This is a genomic window from Mycoplasmopsis bovirhinis, assembly GCF_900660515.1.
Classification (GTDB): domain Bacteria; phylum Bacillota_I; class Bacilli_A; order Mycoplasmatales; family Metamycoplasmataceae; genus Mycoplasmopsis; species Mycoplasmopsis bovirhinis.
Genome location: NZ_LR214972.1, coordinates 714,307 through 733,928, shown reverse-complemented (window position 1 = coordinate 733,928; position 19,622 = coordinate 714,307). Strand labels below are relative to the sequence as shown.

Below are 19,622 nucleotides of genomic sequence, written 5' to 3'. Positions count from 1 at the left end.
TTAAATCCGGACAGAAAAGTTAACATGTAAATGTTAGCTTTTCTGTCCGGATTTAAAGCATTCCGTTTGGCTTAGCCAAATGGTATGGTTGGGGAAGGTAAAACCGTCCGAAAAAATTTCCCAGTTTAGAACATCTCTATCAAAAATCTTAGCTACTTCTTGGATTGAGAAGCCTCCAGAAAGTTCTTGTAAAATATTATAAAGTTGTTCTAGATCGATTTGGCTTGTTCGTAATTTTCGTTGCGTCTCAAGTGCTCCTTGCATTTTTTAAAATAGTGTTGTGATTCTCTTCAATTTTAAAATGTTGATATTTATTTTCTTTTCGATATTTGTCAAAAACACAAATATATTTTTCTAAATTTTTCATATAATTTTAAAGTTTCCTTTCATTTTTTAAAATTTATTAATACAACTATTTTATTACAAGGCAGACAAAAACAATGTCACGTGCAAAAAACTTGCATGTGACATTTCTAATTAATACATTATTTTATTAAAGAAAAATCTCAAGACCATGTACCTAAATGTTAATTATAGTTTATAATTTTATATATTATGAGAAATGCAGCAATTTTTAGTGACGTAGATGGAACAATCTACCCTTTTCCTTCAAAAACTTTAGCTCAAAGAAATATTGATAAAGTTAATGAAGTAATTAAAAAAGGTGTTAATTTTATAATTAGCACCGGTAACGGTCCGTATGAAAAAATAAAAAAACTAGCAGAAACTTTAGGAGCAAGATATATTTCGTTTTCTAATGGAGCATTTTTATATGATAACCAAAATAAAGAAATTTTAAATATTGAATATATTGATTTTGATCAAGCTCAAAAGGTTTGAGACTTAGCTAAAGAAGTTGGTTTACCACTTTATTATTTTGGAACTGAAAGATTTTTCTTAAAAGATGCAACTAAAGAACAAAAACAATTTTTTACCGATTTTTGTGAATATGATCGGTGGATTGAAGATGGATTAATTCCTGATGATCTACACAAAATTGAAATTTATGGTGATCCAAAATTATTAGTTGAATTTTATAATAAATCTTTAGAGCAAAATATCAACTTAAATATAGTGCTCTTAGCAAGACATATTGAAATTACTAAAAAAGGAATTTCAAAAGGTTCAGGCTTAAAATGATTTTGCGATAATATCTTTAATTTACCTGTTTCACAAGCTATGGCAATAGGTGATAGTCAAAATGATATTTCAATGTTTCAAGTTGCAGGTTATTCATATGCTATGGAAAACAGCGATGATTATAGCCGTAGCTTTGCGAAATACTATACTTCAAGCGTTGATCAAGCAGGTCTTGCAGAAGCAATTGATGATTATTTATACCGAATTGACTGAGATTTAAAGCGAGAAATCTCACAACGTGCTTCAACCAAAACTAAATAACTTTAAAAAGTCAATAATTTGACTTTTTTTATCCTTTATAACTTTAATACCATAAGGAGGTAATATGTATCAAAAGATTTTAATTCGCTATGGAGAATTAGTATTAAAAAAGAAAAACCGCAAGACTTTTATTAATCATTTAGCTAATAATATTAAACATATTTTAGGTGAAAAACCAGAAGTTGAATTTGACCGTATGTATGTTAGTTATTCACAAGAAAATTTAGAAAATTTAAGGTTTGTCTTTGGGATAAGTTCTTATTCACCAGTTTTAGTAGTGCAAAATAACTTAGAAGCTTTTAAAATTAGCTTAGATAATTTATTGTTAGAGCAAACAAAAACCTTTAAAATTGCAGCAAGACGAAATTTTAAAGGTTTTGAACATAATTCAAATCAACTAAATAATTTGCTAGGAAGTTATTTGCTTAAAAAATATAATCAAATAAAGAATTTAAAAGTTGATGTGCATAATCCAGATCAAATTTTTTACCTTGAAGTGCGCCAAAAAGCAACATATATTTTTAGTAACTATCTTCAAGGACTAGGCGGCTTACCAGTAGGATCATCAGGGAAAGTATTGCACCTTATTTCGGGAGGCTTTGACTCACCAGTTGCAGCTTGACAAATGATGAAACGTGGTTTAAAAGTTGATTTTTTAACTTTTTTAACACCGCCTCAAACTGATGAAAAAACTTTGGCTAAAATTAATGGCTTAGTGCAGGAATTAAATAAATATCAAATAACAAGTAATTTAATTATTGCTGATTATTCACAACTTATGAACTATATTTCCTTTGTATCAAAAGAATCATATAAAATAACTTTAATGCGCCGAAGTTTTTACCGCATAGCTGAGCAAATAGCTTTAAAAAATAATATTTTAGCCATTTCAAATGGCGATAATTTAGGACAAGTTGCTTCACAAACTTTAGAATCAATGAACGTCATTGGCAAAGCCACTATGATGCCTATTTTAAGACCTTTGTTAAGTTTTGACAAAAACCAAATTATTAACCTTGCGAAAGAAATTAAAACTTATCAAATCTCAATTATTCGAGCTACTGAAACTTGTGAATTATTTGCACCAAAAGAACCAGTTACTAAACCTTCTTTAGAGATAGCATTAGCTTTAGAACAAGAACTCAGCTCAATTTTTGAGCTTGAGCAAGAGTTACTAAACAATTTTTTAGAATATAAGAAAGTAAAATTAACTCATGAAAATTAAAATTTATGTTGATTTTGAAGCAATTACTTTTAATTATTTAGCTTCTTTAAACTTTATGTATTTTAAAGAACTTGGTGAGCAAAAAATAGATCTACCTTATTGTTATACAATTGGTTTTATTGACCAAAATAAAAAACTTAATACTTTATCAAATGTCTTTGACTTAACTCCAATTGCCAAAATTAAACCTTTAAAACAATTTTGAAATAAAGCTCAAGAGCAATTTTTAGGTGATTTAAAAAAACTTTTAAAAAATGATAAACTTAATTTAAATCAACTTAAATTTTATTCTTGAAATAATTCCTTAGAATCAAAATTATTACAAAAATTCTTTAACTTAGAATCAATTGATTTGGCCCAAGGTCGCTCAATTTCTTTGGATAAATTAGTGCCAAACAATTTATTTGTTAATGATGATTTTAGTTTTTTATTTGAGCAACAAATTAATTATTTAAGTAAAAAAATTAAATTTCTTCCAGAAGATTCAAAAGGAAAAATTGCAGCTTGTCTAGGAGCTTTAATTATTGCTAGTCTAAATAGTTTTTATACTCGTAATACTAAGCTTAAAACTCCCCTTGCCAAGCAACAAATAAAACAAATTTTGAAACAAGTTCTTTTATACAATAAAAACGATGTTTTAAAATTACATTACGTTGATCAAAACATATCTAAAACCAATACAATTATTAATGAAATAACAATGTTAAATAAACAAAAATCAAAGGTCATGAATGAAATTAATCGCATTAATTCTTGAATTACATATTTTGAAATTTTAAAAACAAATTATAAAATTCCTGGTACTTTAAAATTACAAAATTTAATGCAACTTTTGAATAATAAAATTCAAGAATTAGAAGCAAACACCCAAAAACTTACACAAAACGAAAAACAATATAAACTATATAATAAATTATTATTAATCTTAGTTAATAAAGGGGCTTTAGATTTATATTTAAAATCTTTAGACACTTCACTTAATTCTCTAAAAAAAATCTTAGAAGATAATTTAGCTTTAAAACAAGAAAAATTAGAAAAAATTAAACTTAAAAGCAATAATACTTTAAAGAAATATGTGTAAGAAAACCAAGCTAAAAGTAGCTTGGTTTTTAGTTGCAAAATTATTTATCTTTGTCTTTGTAACCTTTTCCATCACGAATTTTTCCATTTTCTCCGTGGATATAAAAAGTTCCATTATGTTTTTTAGCTAATTCCCTAGCATATGGAATAGCTTCTTTTTGTGTATCAAATAAACTAGTAGCTCTTTCTGCTCCCTCGCGATACACTCTTCATTTGTCTTTTTCTTTATCTTTAGTAATATGTCAAACTGCTCTAAGTTCTTTTTTTTCTTCCATTTTAAACCTCGCTATCTATTTGTTCTATTCTAACTTGGTGGCGTCCGCCTTCAAATTCAGTTGCAATATATTCATCAACCATTTTCTTAGCATCTTCAAAAGATACTTGGCGCCCCCCGAAAACTAAAACATTGGCATTGTTATGTTGTTTTGCTAAATGTGCATCTTCTACTGAAACTACTCTTGCTGCTCTAATTGATTTATGTCGGTTTAAAGCATATGAAATCCCAAGACCAGTACCGCACATTGCAATACCAAAGTCTGGTTTTTCTTTAGTCATATAATTAGCTAATTTATGACCTTGCTCTGCATAGCTAATTGAGTTAGCATCAGTGTTAGGTCCTAAATCTATTACTTGATACCCTAAACTTTCGACATATTTTTTAAGTTCTTCTTTTAAAGCAAAAGCAGCATGGTCGCTTGAAAAAGCAATTACTTTTTTGTTCATTATTACTCCTTGTAAATTGTTAATAATATTATGCTTTTAATTATACCGTAAAAATTGTTATTTTTATTTAGTAATTTTATGAAATGTTTATAATTTAATTTATGCAACTTAGACTTGATAAATTTATTAGTAATAATACTAAATATTCACGTAAAGAAGTTAAAGAATTAATATTAGAAAATAAAGTTTTAGTTGATAATATAGTTATAAAAAATCCAGGATTTATAATAACTGAAAGTTCAAAAGTAACTGTAAATAATTTCTTAATTCAAAATTACAGTAATGTATACATTATTTTAAACAAACCAAAAAATTATGTTTGTTCTAATTATGATAAGATTAATCCAACAGTTTTTGAACTTTTACCACCTAATTTACAAAATATAAAAGGTTTACATGCTGTTGGTCGGCTTGATCTTGATACAACTGGTTTATTATTAATTACAAATGACGGAAATTTTAGTCATAAATTAACTAGTCCTAAAAAACAGCTTTTTAAGACTTATTATGCTGTTTTAGATAAAGAAATTGATCCCAAAATAATTGATGTATTTTCGCAGGGTTTTGAATTAAAAGATTTTAAAACCTTGCCAGCTAAGTTAAAAATAGTTAAATCTAAAGAAGCAATTTTAGAAATAAGCGAAGGAAAGTTTCATCAAGTAAAAAGAATGTTTGCTAAATTCGGTTTAAAGGTTTTAAATTTAACAAGGCTAAAAATTGGTAATTTTGTTTTACCTAAAGAACTTAAAGAAGGCCAAATTCAGCTAATTACTTTAACTCAATTAGAAAAACAAATCTATAATAAAAAATAATAAATATTATACTGCGGAAACATTTCCACAGTTTTTGATCTTTTTATTTTAAAAACAATTATTTTTTATTAAAATAATATCATATTTGATAAATCAAATATTTTATACAAAAATTTTAAGAGGTATACTATGAAAATCAAAGGTATTGGGGCATCAAAAGGTGTGGCTATTTCAAAAGTTTTCAAAATTGAAGAATTACCAGTAGAAATTACACAAAAAACTAATGATATCCAAAAAGAATTACAACTTTATCAAGCAGCGTGCGATAAAGTTGTTACAAAAATAAATGTAACTAAAGAATTAGCTAAAGATCCTGAGCATGCCGCTATTTTTGAAGCGCATATTGGCTTTGTCTTAGATCCTTTTGCCATTGAAACTATTGAAAATAATATTAAAAATAATTCTGAAACTGCAGAATATGCAGTCAAAGAATTTTATACAGGTTTTGCAACTACATTTGAAATGTTAGATGATGAATATATGAAAGAAAGAGCAGCAGATGTTAAAGATGTGCTTAAAAAACTTTTATATGTTTTAAATGGTCTTGAAGAGCCAGATTTAGCTAATATTAGTGAAGAAGTAGTTATTGTTGCTGAAGATTTAAGTCCTTCACAAACTGTACAATTAAATAAACAATTTGTTAAGGGTTTTATTACTAATATTGGTGGTCCTACTTCTCATACAGCAATTATGGCAAGGAGTCTTGGAATTCCATCAGTTGTGGGAGCTACAAGTGTAATGGAACATGCTAAAAATGGTGATTTAATTGCTTTAGATGGTTCAAATGGGGAAGTTGTAATTAACCCTGATAAAGAACAAACTGATAAATTTACTAAAGCACAAGAAGTATATTTAAATTACTTGGCAATGCTTTCAAAATTAAAAGGACAAGAATCTAAGACGTTAGATGGCAAACATGTTGAATTAGCAGCTAATATTGGTACTCCAAAAGATTTAGCAAGTGTTTTAGATAATGATGCAGAGGGAATTGGATTATTCCGCTCAGAATTCTTATACATGGATAATGCAAATTGGCCAACTGAAGAAGAACAGTTTAACGCTTATAAAGCTGTTGTTGAAGGAATGAAAGGTAAAAGAGTTGTAATTAGAACCTTAGACATAGGAGGTGATAAAACTTTAAAATACTTTAAATTTCCTGAAGAAATGAATCCATTTTTAGGTTACCGTGCAATTAGATTTTGCTTGCAAAATCATGATATCTTCAAAACTCAATTACGAGCTTTAATACGTGCTAGTGAATTTGGAAAAGTTGCAATCATGTTCCCGATGATTACTAATGTGCAAGAATTTTTAGATGCAAAAGCAATCTTTGTTAAATGTTACAATGAATTAAAAAATGAATATCCAAACATTAAACCAATGTACGATATTGAAGTTGGTTTAATGATGGAAACTCCTGCGGCAGCTATTTTATCTGATAAATTTGCTGAGCATGCGGACTTTGTTTCAATTGGAACAAATGATTTAATTCAATACTCTATGGCTGCAGACCGTATGAACGAGAATATTTCTTATTTATATCAACCTTTAAATCCATCAGTTCTAAGATTAATTAGACACGTAATCCAAGGAGCTCATAAAAACGGTAAATGAGCTGGAATGTGTGGTGAAATGGCTGGAGACAAACGTGCTATTCCAATTTTATTAGGTTTAGGTCTTGATGAATTTTCGATGAGCGCAAGCAGTATTTTAGGTGCTAGAGAATTAATTAATAATTTAAATTTTGAACAGATGAAAGATTTAGCTAATAAAGCCTTAGAATTAAGTACTGAAGAGCAAGTAATTGAGTTATTAAACCAAGAATTAGTTTAAGTAAAAAGTTGGTTATCATCATAACCAACTTTTTTTATTTACTGCTAAAAAAAGTTAAATCCACTTGGATTACTTGTCTCTTGTTTTTTGGTATTATCTCATTTAAAGGTTGTTAATTTATCTTTTACTTCTCCGTCAACAGAAAAAGCTGCTTTGAAAAAGCCTAAAATTGAGGCTAAGGAATTCATTAAAACTGGAATGCTTGATATAATTGCACTAATACTAAAAGCCGCATTTGTTTGCTTTAATTCACTTTGATCTAATTGTTTTAAATTACTTAATTTCATTTACTTAACTCCTTCCAGCTATATGTTAATAAAAACAATTAAAGTAAACTAAAAAAGTAAAAGCCAGGAAAAAGATTTTCCTGGCTTAAAGTTATTGTTCAACATAGTCCGTTGTAAAACTTCCAGAGATTTGTAATACTTTAGTAACAGATATCCAAACTTTTGGATCAATTTTCTTTAAATCATCAATAATATTATTAGTTTCTAAAGCTAATAATACAGTTGTTATTTTGCTGCCTTCTTGATTTGTATAACCTGAGATATATTTTTCAATCCGGTATGAATGTCAAAAATTAATTAGTTTAAAATAAGCAATCACCATTTCAGGATTTGAACTCACAATTGTCATTTCAACTTTCTTATATTTAGGATAAAGTAAATTAACTACCAAATTTACCACAATAATATATAAGAAAGTTGTAATTTCACGCATACCAAAATAAATCTTAGATTCATAATAGTTTTTAGTAATTATTTCGTGGCGTTTTGTTACTTCAGCTAAAGTTTGGTTAACTCCTTTATAATCGTGGAGCTGTGCATAATCAATTTCAGATAAATTCATAACCTGCTTTATACTTAAAGGCTCTTCTTTTAAGTAATTTGGTTTTATAAATGCAAAAATAATTAAAAAGATCATTGCAGTTATAAAACCTAAAATTGATAAAACTTGTCCAATTGATTTTTTAGCTTTAGTAGAAAAATAATATCCAATAATATCTGTTCCACCAGTTGAGCCACCTGCTTTTCAAGCTAAGGCTATCCCGAGTCCAATAAATGAAGCACCAATCACAGTGTTAATTAAGTTACTCCAATTTGTATATGGTAAATATTTCTCCGTTAACACAATTTTATCTTTAAATCATTCTGCAACTACAGGGTGAGTAAAGATTAAATTAGTTAAAATTTGAAATAACATAAATGTAAAAGTTAAAGCTAAAAAGCTCAGTTTTATTTTTCTTGCAAAAATAACAAATAAAGGAATATTACATGCTAAATAAATTAAGGCAAAATAAGCCTCAGTAGTTGGGACAATATATTGAATTAAAGTAGGAATACCTGTTACTCCTGAAGGAATTGTTTCTGCCGGTTTTAAAAAGATTTGAATTCCAGCATTGAAAATTAAAGCAGCTATAAAAAGCGTCAAAACTCTTAGTCAATATCTTTGTACAATTTCTTTAAAAGATAATTTACCTTTTTGGCAATTGTGCAGATATTTACCCATTTTATATTTTAAAAGTTCTAATTGCGCATCAACTATTTCTTGATTTTGTAAAGTATTTATATGATTTAAGTTATTATCGTGACAATTAATACCAAGCAAACCAAGACACTTAACTTTAAGTTTACTTGTATTTTTTTTTTTGTTGATCCATATTGGGAATATTTTACTTTATTTTTTTAAAAAATAAAGATTAAAACAAAGAAAAAATTATAAAGGAAAATAGCTGAAATATTGGACAGGCAAGAAATATCCAATTTAAAATTAGAATCAACAAAATTCATGTTTTTTTGCAGAATTCTAATAATTTTCACAACAAAGATAATTAACAAATTAAAATAAATAATAGTGTCCTCAAATTCTCAAAAGTATATATTTTCAAATAAATAGCTTTAACCTTTATTAAATTACAATTTTAAATTTAACCTATTAAAAAACCACCTGAATTGCAGGTGGTTAATATTAAGCAACAAGGTGTTGAATATTTGAAAGTCTTTTTTTACCGCCGCCAAATAATGAATATAGCGCATATAAAACACCACCAATTAATATTTCTAAATCAGCAATATTAAAAGTTCCTGAATTTTTTGCAAAAGTAAAGTAAAAAACATCTTTAACGTGAGTATTAAACATAAAACGATCAATCATATTTCCAGCTACTCCTCCTAATAATAATCCTAGGAAAAAGGCGGCAATATTATTCATTTTTTTTGAAAATAAAGGTGAGAGCAAAATACTAACATGCAGCACTAAACTAATTCCTTGAATAATAAATTGGTTTCGTGTGGCTAAAAATGTAACGCCACCATGCCACACACTTCTTACCCCAATGAATCCAACGACTTTCCATTCGTCTGGATCAGCAGGTCAGATACTTTCAGCCCATATTCTTTTACCATTATAAGTTTGGACATTTAATTGACCATTAATATATTGTGCATTTTCATCTAAAACAGATCCATGTTCAAAAAGCAAAGTTTTAGTTACTTGGTCTAGTAACCAAAACACTAAAAACGAAGTTAGTAAGACAGCATATAAAGTTAAAATTTTATATTTATTTACCCTTATGTGTCGGATTCAATAATTTGATTTAGTCTTGTAAAGCTTCATGACATTTCTCGCATAAATCATTGCTGATTAAAGATGGATCAAAATGATTTCAACATCTTAAACATTTTAATGATTCAAATTTTTCTACTTTTAATTCTTTTGCATTAGTTAATTTACCAACTCCAAGTAAGGTTTTAAAATCTAATTCTTGGTATTTTATATATTTTTCTAAATCTAAGAAAAGTTCTAATTCATTAGAACGTTTAACATGACCAAGTTTAATTTCATTTTCAATTAAAATATTAACTTGTGATCTTAGTTCAAAGAATTCTTGGTATGAAGCAATTAAATCATAGTTAATTGATTCTTTGTCTATAGCATTTAAACGCTCAAGCATCACAGATTCTTCTTTCGTTTCTTTTGGTAAAAAGCTGTATGCTTCTTCACTAGTAGTAGGCATAATTGGAGCTAAGCTTACAATTAAAAATTCAACTATTTCATACATATTAGCTAAAGTCATTAAACGTTCTTGATCATTAAACTTATGAACGTACAAGATGTCTTTAGTAACTGATAAATAAAAACTTGAAAGTTCGACAATATAATTATTAATCAATTTAATTACATTTAAGAATTTAAATTGATCATAAGCATTTTGGACATTATATTTTAATTCATTTAATTTTTCTTTAATAAATAAATGAATTCCAGTCCTTATAGTATTTTGGTCATATTTGTATCCATTTAAATTACCAAGTAAAAACCTAATGGTATTTCTAATTTTACGGTAAATTTCAGTATTTTGATCTAAGATTGCATCTGAAATTGTTACATCATTAGTATATTCACTGTTAGCAACTCAAAGTCTTAAAATATCTGCTCCCCTTTTTGAAACTACTTCTAATGGTGCAACAGTATTCCCTTTAGATTTAGACATTTTTTCACCTTTAGCATCTAAAGTAAAACCATGCGAAATTAAATTAACATATGGACTAAAACCATTATAAGCTACAGAATTAATTAATGATGAATTAAATCAACCACGGTATTGATCTGATCCTTCTAAGTATACACTATATGGTGGTTTAGAAACCCCGCTATCAATATCAGTAGCAATAGATGAAACACCCGAATCAAACCAAACATCCATAATATCTGTTTCTTTTTTAAATCCTAAATTACGGTATTTTTCTGGCAATAATTCATCAACTGATTTTTCTCACCATACATCAGTTCCATACTTTCCAACTAAATTAATTACATAATCAAAAATTTCAGCATCAATTACTGGATTATCATTTTGATCATAAAAGAAAATCAGTGGCACTCCCCAAGATCTTTGACGTGAAATAGTTCAATCACTTCGGTTTTCAATCATTTTAGCAAGACGTTTTTTAGCTCATGGCGAATGAGTTTTAATGTTATGCTCAATTTCATATAAAATTTTATCTTTAATTTTATCAATTGAAACAAACCATTGTGGTGTTCCTCTAAAGATAATTGGTTTATGTGTTCTTCAATCATGGGGGTATGAATGTTTAAAACGTTTAAAGTTTAATAATTTATCACCTAAAAATTGTGAAATTAATTTATTAGCATCATCATAAAAAAGTCCATCAAATTCAGTATTAGTATTATAAATATATCCTTTATCTGAAATATGCATAATCATATTTAATTGGTATTTTTTGCCAATTGAAAAGTCATCTTCACCAAATAAAGGTGCAATGTGCACAAGTCCAGAACCACTTTCCGTAGTTACATGATGTCCTAATACTACAGGGGCGGAATTATCTAAAATTGGTGTTTGGTAAGAAATTGTGCTAATTTCTTTTCCTAAGAAAGTAGCAACTATTTCAAAAGTTTCTCAACCAATTGTATTAGCAACATTCTCAACTAATTCATGAGCAATTATGTAATATTGATCTTTTACTTTAACCCTAACATATAAAATATTTTCACCTAAAGCAACACCAGCATTAGCAATTAATGTTCATGGGGTTGTAGTTCAAATAATTAAATTATCATTTATTAAAACTTTCTCAAACTTAGATTTAATTACTTTAAAAGCAACAAATATCGAAGGAGAAACAATGTTATGATATTCAACTTCTGATTCAGCAAGTGCGCTTTGCGAACTTGGTGATCAGTAAACTGGTTTTAATGCTTTATAAACTAAGCCATCTAAGGCTAGTTTTTTAAGAACTTTAAGTTGAGTTACTTCATAGTTTTTATCTAAAGTAACATAAGTTTTATCCATATCAGTAAAGATTTGGAGTAAACTAAATTGTTCTTTTTGTCTTTTGATTTGCTCCTTAGCATATTCTGCAGCTCTTTTTCTTAAAGTTAAAACATTAAGATCTTTTTGGGTTATTTTAGCATCAGTTAACATTTTATGTTCAATTGGAAGCCCATGGGTATCTCAACCAAGTACAAAAGGTGAATAAAACCCTCTAATAGTTTTATAGCGTACAATAATATCTTTTAAAATTTTATTTAGAGCATGACCAATATGAATATCACCATTGGCATATGGTGGTCCATCATGTAAAATAAATTTCTCATTATTTTTGTTTTTTAAAATAGCTTTTTGATAAATTTTTGATTCTAATCAAAAAGTTCGGTAACTAGCTTCTTTACTTGCTAAATTAGCCCTCATCTCAAAATTAGTTTGGGGCATATTCAAAGTCTTTTTATAATCCATAAATAACTCCTTTAAGATTAAAATATATAAGATATAGAATTATTTATATTATATAAAATAATTATATTTATTTAAATATTAATCTAAAAAAGTAGATAAAATTTATCACTTAGGTTTAGCAAATATTTAAAAAATATATAGTGAACCCATAAAATTGGACTAAAATTAATTTAAGGATTGGTCCCTATATCCTAAAGGTGTCAGTCCTTTTAATTTTGTAATAATTTATATACTTGTGCATTGCTTTTTCTAAGTCTTCTAAAGTTTTGAACTCTTTTTCATAAGCGTAATTTTCATGATACCAAAAAAATATTTCAATAACACAATTATGATAGTAATTTGCTTGTTGGTTTTCCCAACTTTATATAGTTTTATAATGTTTAATTTATCTTCTAATTTTAATTTGATAATAAAAAACTCATAAGTTTTACCAATTAATTTGGTCCAACTTATGGGGTTGCAATAATTTTTTGACTATTGTTTAGTTTATAGTGTTGTTAATGTGCTTCCACTTAAAAAAGCAATTGCTCCAACGATAAAAATAACCGCTAGAAAAATATGAGCATTATATTTTGCTCTTTGTCAAGCTGGTAAATAAAGTCTTGCATTTTCATATGTTGCATTTTTTCGATTCGGGTTTTTTATCTTGTATTCTTCAAGTTGCTTATTTTTGTATTCTCTAATTTTTCTCCTAGTATAATTATGCATTGCAATACAAATTATTGCAAAAATAATAAAAGCAACAGCTAATAGAATTGCAACAGTAGAATCGATTTTTAAAGTACGCTCACCGCTATAAAAAGGATTTGAATTATTTGATTGGGTAGCTTGTTGATAAAATGTCATATTGGTTATATTATAACATAAAAAACAAGGAAAAACATACCTTATTGGTATGTTTTTATATATTTAAACTTTATAGAACTTTACCAACTAAGGTATTTTGGTCTACTGATGAAACTTCATTATTTAAAATAACGTTTTTCATTTCGCTTTCTGAAAGCGCTACTACAATAACATCAGTTTTGCTAATACCATTAGCTTTAAGAGTATCTAAATCAACAGTTGAAAGTTTATCACCTTGTTTAACTTCTTGATCAACATCAACAAATGATGTAAATCCAAGACCGTCAAGTTTAACTGTATCAACTCCAATGTGGATTAATAAAGATAATTTACCACATTTTGAAATAATTCCAAAGGCATGTTTAGTTGGGTAAGCAACAGTTACTTTACCATTAATTGGTGAATAAATATCAACTTTACCTGTTTCACCAACTTTAATAGCAAATCCATCTCCTAGAAGTTTATCAGAGAAAACTCCATCTTGCACTTGTGCAAGATCAACTAAAGTACCTTTAGCAGGGCTATAAAGTTTTATTTCATTACATCGATCTTCGTTTTTAACTTCAGCTGGAGCTTCTGTTTTTTCAGGTTTAATTAATGAAATTTGAGATTTAATTTTTGAGTTTAACTGTTCAGCAACTGGTCCCATAATTGCTTGTACGTGGTTTGTGCCTTCGACTTTAATTGCAACCGCACCAGCAGCTTTTAATTTTTCTTCTGATACTTTAGATAAATCTTTAATATCATATCTTAATCTTGAAGCACAGTTATTGAAAGCAACAATATTATCTACTCCGCCGTAACCTTCAATAATAGCAGCTACTTGTGGGTCAACTTCAGTTTTAGCATCAACTTTAGATTTATTATCTTTTGCTGCTAAATAATCTTTTTTAGTAAATAATTTAATTGTTTTTCCTCTACCTGGGGTTTCAAGGTTTTGTCATTTAATAAAGAATCAAAATCCAAAGAAGTAAATTGGAAGATATGCTAAACCAATAACAAGTGGTCATCAGAAATTTGTTCCTTTTTGTAATGGAACAACTCCGTATAATACCATATCTAATACTCCACCACTAAATGCCATAGGAATGTGCACACCAGATAAGTTAGCTAATCAGAATGAAATTGCCATCATACCAGCATGGAATCCTCAGAATAATAATGGTGATAAGAATAAGAAGGTAAATTCAATTGGTTCTGTAACCCCTGTCATAAATGAGGTAAGGGCAGCAGGGAATACTGTACCAAGTGCTACTTTACGGTTTTCTTTAGGAGCGGCTACCACCATAGCAGCTGCAGCTGCTGGTAATCCAAACATCATTCCTGAGAATTTACCATCGGCAAATCTACCAATTTTCATTCCGTTATTTTGTAAGAATGTAAATAATGGAACTTTAACCTCTTTACCATTAAGAGTATAGTCAATAAAGTTGCCATATTTAAGAAGTTTTAAAGCAGCAGTTGAATCACCTTGGAAAGCTGATTTATCTGCAGCATAGTCTTTTAAGATTGCGGCAGTGTTAGCACCATTAATAATAACACCATCACCTGCAGCAGCTTTAAGACCGGCTTCAATAGTTGCACCAGCATCTCCACCAACTGATGTATATCATAATGGCGCATAGAATACATGGTGTAATCCAAATGGAATTAATGATCTTTCAATGTAACCAAAGATTAATGAGTCAAATCCATATGAAGTTTGACCAAGAAGAGCACCAAATTTATTTAAAACAACTCCTACTCATGGTCAGAAAATTAAGAAGACAAAAGCAAGAAGTGCCATAGCTGGAATAGTAACTAAAGCAACGAATCTTTTACCTCCAAAGAATGAAATAATTTGTGGTAATTGAATTGTGTGGAATTTATTGTATAAAAATTGTACAAACATACCAACTGCAATACCACCAAATACTGATGTTTGCAATGACGTAAATCCTAATGATTTACCAACAATTTTAACGAGTTCAGCTTTACCTCTACCACCTCCCTCAAATAAAATAACAGCTTCAGTTTCAGTTTTATTGACTGTAATGAAAACTTGTTGAACAGCAACGAATACTAAATAACCAATAATCGTTGCAAAGACAGCAACACCAGCTTCATCTGTAAAAGCAATAACAAAAGCAATTGCAAATAAAAGTGGTAATGCGCTAAAGACTGGGTCACCTAATGCCTGAATAAGATTACCAAATTTAATGGCTCCAGAAGCAGAACTATTACTTGCTATTGCAGCTCCAACACCAAGGAATAATCCAGCAATTGACATAACTGAAATAGGTAACATAAAAGCACCAGAGATTTTAGATAAAACTTGGCGTAAATTACCTTTTTTAGAATTGTCACTTGCTACAGATGACTTTGATTTAAAAAATCCTGTAATTGACATTTTTTCCTTTCATAATTAAAATTTAAAATACTTTAAATACGTATATATATATATATATATATACGAAAAAATTATAGCACACTCAAGATAAAAATAAAAAAATTCATTAAATAATCTTTTAAAACTGAAAAATTTCCACATATTTTCCAGAAAATGTGGAATAGAACAAGTAGATTTTAATTATTTATTATTAAAATTAATTAAGTATATTAAAACACCAAATTATAAAAAGGCAATTCCAAAAATTGGTATCATGAAAAGATACCAATTTTGGTTTTTTTAAAATTTAGTATTCAAGACTAAGTTAATTTAGCTTTAATTAACTCGATAATACTTTTAACTGTTGTTAAAGATATTAATTCTTGATCACTAATTGAAATATTAAATTTCTCTTCTGCTTCCATAATTAATTCAGCTAAATCAAGTGAATCAATTTTTAAATCTTTAATTAAGTCACTCTCAGAGACTTTTTTCTTTGTTAAAATTTCAAACTTAGCAATGAGCATTTGTTCTATATTCATAGTTTAAATTATACATTTAAAAACTAATATCATAACTTTTAGCTTCAATTAAATCATTACCTTTCATAACTTTAAAATAAAGGGTAATGCTACGATTTGAATGGTTAATATTGTAGTCAAAAAAGATCTCACCATCAAATTTATTGACTCTTGATAAAATTGATTTAAATAATCTATTTGCTAATTCTTGATCTAAAATATCTCTTCCACTTTCGTCAAAGCGGCGAATTTGTGATACAAAACTCGGAGTAAGTGATGGAAAAATTGATTCGTATTCTTCTTCGTTATCTTGTCCACCACTAATAAGAGGAGGTTTATTTGGATTATCTTCTTTCTTTTTAGTTAAATTTGTAACAACAAAATATCCAATTGTTCCTGCCAGTATTACTCCAGAAGCAAAGAGTAAAAGTTTAAATTTAAAACTTTTTTTAGTCATTACGTTTCCTACTTAAATAATCAACCACTGATCATTGTGTTTCATAAGTATTAAAAATATTATCAACTTGGTCATTATTAATTTTATACCTATATTCAACATCTAATCGTTTAGTTCCTTCAATAATTCTTGGACGATCATTTAACAAATTGATTTCAAAAGTTGGATTTTCTGTTCCGGGATTGTGAAAAGTTAATTTTGTATTTAAAATATCAAAAGTTAAAGTATATGCAAATTTATCGCTCGAAGTTCTTGGAATTTCTAAAAATCTTCCAATATTAGTTCTAAGACCTTTAGCAATTTCTCCGGTTTGGTGGTTTGTTTCTAAATAATCAATAATTTCAAAAGTACCTTTACCCATTTTGTCAAGTCATTCGCTAGCAAAACGTAAACGAATTGTGTCGTTTTGTTTTAATAGTGAAGGTAAGTGGAAAACAGGCCTTTTAATATCATTAAAAATTTCATCTTCAGGTGGGTAATATTTTTGAATCTCTGACCTAGTAGGATCAGCATAATAAACAAGTGAACCAACATTAGTAATTCGTTTATTTTTTGAAATATCTCCCCACTTAAAAAATAAGTAAAAATAACGGTATCTTCTATCCTCAATTCCTTCGTCAAGTTTAAAAACATGTGCATAAACTTTTTTAATAGGCACGGTTTTTTCTGCGCTAGAAACTATGTACTCAATATCTTCTGGCCGTTCTTTATCAACCCTAATTTGATATCTTCCTTTGATATCACCAGCACCATCATAAAATTCCACAGTTAAATTATCAAGATTTTGGGCTTCTTTTGCGATTTCTTTATTAACTTCAGCTAATTTAATTAAAACTTTAGTGTCATTTTTAAATGAAGCAACAGTTAAATCATTTAGCTTAATTTCATAACGTTTAATCCCGCTATTTTGACTTAAATTTTTAGAGTCGAAATAAATTAGCGGCGCTTTTTCTTTAGTACGGTAAAAAAATTCTAACTCAAAATTTGCTTCATGTTTGTATTGAAACTTTGAATCATATCATGAAATTCTTGTGACAAGGTATTCTGGTATAACATTTTCTACATCTTCTTTTTTGTAGTTTTCTTGCTGATAAGCGTAGTTATAATAAAACAAGATAATAGCTCGCGAATTCTAAAACAGCAGTTTTCTTCTTTTTATAAAATGTAGTTTTTGAAAAATGTTTTAAATACCATTCAGTCATATCTTTAGTCTCGTTATTCAAATAACAATTTTTTAATAATCAAGCTGATTCGCTACTCATGTATGAAAGGATAACTTGAATAAAGTCTTCTTTATTTTTTAATTTCTCTTCAAGAAATTCTAAACCTTCTTCAATATGTCTATCATGTGGAAAGAACCTAAGTTCAAGTTTAGTTCTGATAACTTGCTTTTTAATTAAATCTTTATATTCCAAATATGTAGCAAATAATTCTCTAAGTAATTTACACATTTGGTTGTAAAAATCTTTATCTTCCATTTCTTTCATCATTAGTCTTTTTGCATCTAAAACGTGTTTTTCTAACATCATGGTTACCTCTGTATTTCTCTAATCTAATTTTAAAGAAATTTCGACACAAAAACAAAAAAAGGAAAAAAACCCAATTTTTCCCTAGATATTTTTAAAAGTTAATATGCTTTAGCAAAAACCACGTATCTTCGAGTGGTTCTCTCACACCCAGGGTTAATGCATCTTTTTGGTGCTTTTTTGTCCATTACTTGGTTTTTTAATAAAACACAACGAGTTGAAGCACCAGTTTCTTCTTTAATTTTTTCTTCAATATCATCAGAACAACAAAATGGGGCAACTACGAAGTTTTGGTTAGCAATTTCTTGTTTAAAATCTTCATAGTTATCAACATGCTTAGTTCTTTCTTTGAGTCTTTTTTCAGCTTGAAAGTATAAATTTTCTTGAATTTCATCTAATAATTCAATAGCTCTTTTTTTAGCTAAGTTAATATCAACTAATTCTTTTTCTAAAGTATCCCTTCTAATAAGTTGTACTTGATTGTTTGCTAAGTCCCTTGGACCAACTTCAACTCTTAGTGGTACACCTTGGATTTCACTATTTGAAGCTTTAAAACCAGGATTTTTATTAGTAGAATCTAAATTAACTCTAAATAAACGACTTAAATCAGTAGCTAAAGTTTTAGCTACTTTTGCTACTTTTGGATCTTTATTTGCAAATAATTCTAAAACGTCAATTTGTACTGGAGCAACTTTTGGTGGAATAATAATTCCACGATTATCTCCATGGGTCATAATTAATGCACCAATTAACCTAGTTGTTACTCCTCAAGAAGTTTGGTAAACAAAACTATCGCCATTATCTTTATTTTTAAAACTAATTTTATAAGCCTTAGCAAAATTTTGGGCTAAATAATGACTAGTTCCAGATTGAAGTGCTTTTCCATCTTTCATCATTGCTTCAACAGTATAAGTAGTTAAAGCACCAGCAAATTTCTCTTTATGAGTTTTTTTACCAATAATAGTTGGTATTGCTAAATAATTTTTCATAAATTTAGCATAAAGTTTAATCATAACTCTAACCAAATCTCTTGCTTCAAGGCTTGTTTCATGACATGAATGTCCTTCTTGTCATAAAAACTCTCTTGAACGTAAAAATGGGTTTGTAGTTTTTTCCCAACGAACTACATTTGCCCATTGATTATAAACCAAGGGTAAATCATTATATGAATTAATAGAATTTTTAAATAAATCCGCAAACATTACTTCTGAAGTAGGTCTTATGAATAACTTTTCATTTAACTCCCTATCCCCAACATGAGTTACAGTTGCTAACTCAGGATTAAATCCGTCAATATGCTCTTTTTCTAAATTAAATAAGCTTTCTGGGATTAAAAGCGGTAAGTATACGTTTTGAATTCCTTTCTTTTTAAAAATTTTATTTAAATTTTCTTGGATTAATTCCCAAATACCATAAGAATTGGGTTTGAAAATTAAAGACCCCTTGGTTGGACCATAAGCAATTAAATTACCATTTTTGACTACATCTGTATATCATTTGGCAAAATCTTGCTCCATAGGGGTTATTTTTTTAAGTTCTTTTTGATTTGTCATATACTTTAATTATATAA

At 28.1% G+C, this 19,622-nt stretch carries 19 protein-coding genes; 5 read left to right on the top strand and 14 right to left on the bottom strand.

All coding sequences use genetic code 4. From position 1 onward, the window contains the following. Positions 1–33 precede the first annotated feature (33 nt). A complete protein-coding gene (locus tag EXC44_RS03105) occupies positions 34–264 on the bottom strand; it encodes a hypothetical protein (protein ID WP_129621794.1) in 231 nt (76 codons plus the stop codon). 291 nt (positions 265–555) lie between these two features. On the opposite strand from EXC44_RS03105, the gene EXC44_RS03100 reads away from it, so the two are divergent. From EXC44_RS03100 to EXC44_RS03090, 3 genes are all read left to right on the top strand, one after another. Beyond that, the gene (locus EXC44_RS03100) at positions 556–1,401 is read left to right on the top strand and encodes a Cof-type HAD-IIB family hydrolase (RefSeq protein ID WP_120160309.1); all 846 of its coding nucleotides are present in this window, start codon (positions 556–558) and stop codon (positions 1,399–1,401) included. Between the two features lie 64 nt (positions 1,402–1,465). Then, on the top strand, positions 1,466–2,626 hold the full coding sequence (thiI, locus tag EXC44_RS03095; RefSeq protein WP_129621793.1) for a tRNA uracil 4-sulfurtransferase ThiI: 1,161 nt from the start codon (positions 1,466–1,468) through the stop codon (positions 2,624–2,626). Further along, on the top strand, positions 2,616–3,707 hold the full coding sequence (locus tag EXC44_RS03090) for a hypothetical protein (RefSeq protein WP_120160313.1): 1,092 nt from the start codon (positions 2,616–2,618) through the stop codon (positions 3,705–3,707). The genes thiI and EXC44_RS03090 overlap by 11 nt, the downstream gene beginning before the upstream one ends. 40 nt (positions 3,708–3,747) lie before the next feature. Here the strand turns inward: EXC44_RS03090 and EXC44_RS03085 are convergent, their stop codons facing one another. Together EXC44_RS03085 and EXC44_RS03080 are read right to left on the bottom strand one after the other, a co-directional pair. Beyond that, positions 3,748–3,981 carry a DUF2188 domain-containing protein gene (locus EXC44_RS03085; protein WP_099309563.1) on the bottom strand — a complete coding sequence of 78 codons (234 nt, stop codon included), beginning with the start codon at positions 3,979–3,981 and terminating at the stop codon, positions 3,748–3,750. 1 nt (position 3,982) lies between these two features. Beyond that, entirely contained in the window at positions 3,983–4,429 is a 447-nt protein-coding gene (locus tag EXC44_RS03080) for an RpiB/LacA/LacB family sugar-phosphate isomerase (RefSeq protein WP_120160316.1), read from the bottom strand. Between the two features lie 101 nt (positions 4,430–4,530). Here EXC44_RS03080 and EXC44_RS03075 point away from each other — a divergent pair, with 101 nt between their 5' ends. Continuing rightward, positions 4,531–5,241 carry a pseudouridine synthase gene (locus tag EXC44_RS03075; protein ID WP_120160318.1) on the top strand — a complete coding sequence of 237 codons (711 nt, stop codon included), beginning with the start codon at positions 4,531–4,533 and terminating at the stop codon, positions 5,239–5,241. A gap of 129 nt (positions 5,242–5,370) precedes the next feature. Beyond that, on the top strand, positions 5,371–7,074 hold the full coding sequence (gene ptsP / locus EXC44_RS03070) for a phosphoenolpyruvate--protein phosphotransferase (RefSeq protein WP_129621792.1): 1,704 nt from the start codon (positions 5,371–5,373) through the stop codon (positions 7,072–7,074). 44 nt (positions 7,075–7,118) lie between these two features. Here the strand turns inward: ptsP and EXC44_RS03065 are convergent, their stop codons facing one another. From EXC44_RS03065 to proS, 11 genes are all read right to left on the bottom strand, one after another. Further along, on the bottom strand, positions 7,119–7,361 hold the full coding sequence (locus tag EXC44_RS03065; RefSeq protein WP_129621791.1) for a hypothetical protein: 243 nt from the start codon (positions 7,359–7,361) through the stop codon (positions 7,119–7,121). Between the two features lie 91 nt (positions 7,362–7,452). Continuing rightward, on the bottom strand, positions 7,453–8,682 hold the full coding sequence (locus tag EXC44_RS03060; RefSeq protein WP_223213754.1) for a YitT family protein: 1,230 nt from the start codon (positions 8,680–8,682) through the stop codon (positions 7,453–7,455). 360 nt (positions 8,683–9,042) lie between these two features. After that, positions 9,043–9,690 carry a signal peptidase II gene (locus EXC44_RS03055; protein ID WP_129621790.1) on the bottom strand — a complete coding sequence of 216 codons (648 nt, stop codon included), beginning with the start codon at positions 9,688–9,690 and terminating at the stop codon, positions 9,043–9,045. Beyond that, on the bottom strand, positions 9,671–12,334 hold the full coding sequence (gene ileS, locus EXC44_RS03050; protein WP_129621789.1) for an isoleucine--tRNA ligase: 2,664 nt from the start codon (positions 12,332–12,334) through the stop codon (positions 9,671–9,673). The genes EXC44_RS03055 and ileS overlap by 20 nt, the downstream gene beginning before the upstream one ends. 486 nt (positions 12,335–12,820) lie before the next feature. Beyond that, entirely contained in the window at positions 12,821–13,180 is a 360-nt protein-coding gene (locus EXC44_RS03045) for a hypothetical protein (RefSeq protein WP_099309570.1), read from the bottom strand. Between the two features lie 70 nt (positions 13,181–13,250). After that, positions 13,251–15,569, bottom strand: coding sequence for a PTS transporter subunit IIABC (locus tag EXC44_RS03040; RefSeq protein ID WP_129621788.1), 2,319 nt, complete (start codon positions 15,567–15,569; stop codon positions 13,251–13,253). Between the two features lie 299 nt (positions 15,570–15,868). Then, positions 15,869–16,090 (bottom strand): phosphopantetheine-binding protein, encoded by a 222-nt coding sequence (locus EXC44_RS03035; RefSeq protein WP_223213430.1) that lies wholly within the window; start codon positions 16,088–16,090, stop codon positions 15,869–15,871. A gap of 16 nt (positions 16,091–16,106) precedes the next feature. Then, positions 16,107–16,526 carry an MHO_1590 family protein gene (locus EXC44_RS03030; protein WP_129621787.1) on the bottom strand — a complete coding sequence of 140 codons (420 nt, stop codon included), beginning with the start codon at positions 16,524–16,526 and terminating at the stop codon, positions 16,107–16,109. Continuing rightward, the gene (locus tag EXC44_RS03025; RefSeq protein ID WP_120160340.1) at positions 16,519–17,640 is read right to left on the bottom strand and encodes a hypothetical protein; all 1,122 of its coding nucleotides are present in this window, start codon (positions 17,638–17,640) and stop codon (positions 16,519–16,521) included. The genes EXC44_RS03030 and EXC44_RS03025 overlap by 8 nt, the downstream gene beginning before the upstream one ends. Then, complete coding sequence (locus EXC44_RS03020; RefSeq protein WP_129621786.1) at positions 17,627–18,055, bottom strand: MG284/MPN403 family protein; 429 nt, start codon at positions 18,053–18,055, stop codon at positions 17,627–17,629. Before EXC44_RS03020 ends, EXC44_RS03025 begins: the two co-directional genes overlap by 14 nt. Before the next feature lie 98 nt (positions 18,056–18,153). Next, entirely contained in the window at positions 18,154–19,605 is a 1,452-nt protein-coding gene (gene proS, locus EXC44_RS03015) for a proline--tRNA ligase (protein ID WP_129621785.1), read from the bottom strand. Positions 19,606–19,622 lie beyond the last annotated feature (17 nt).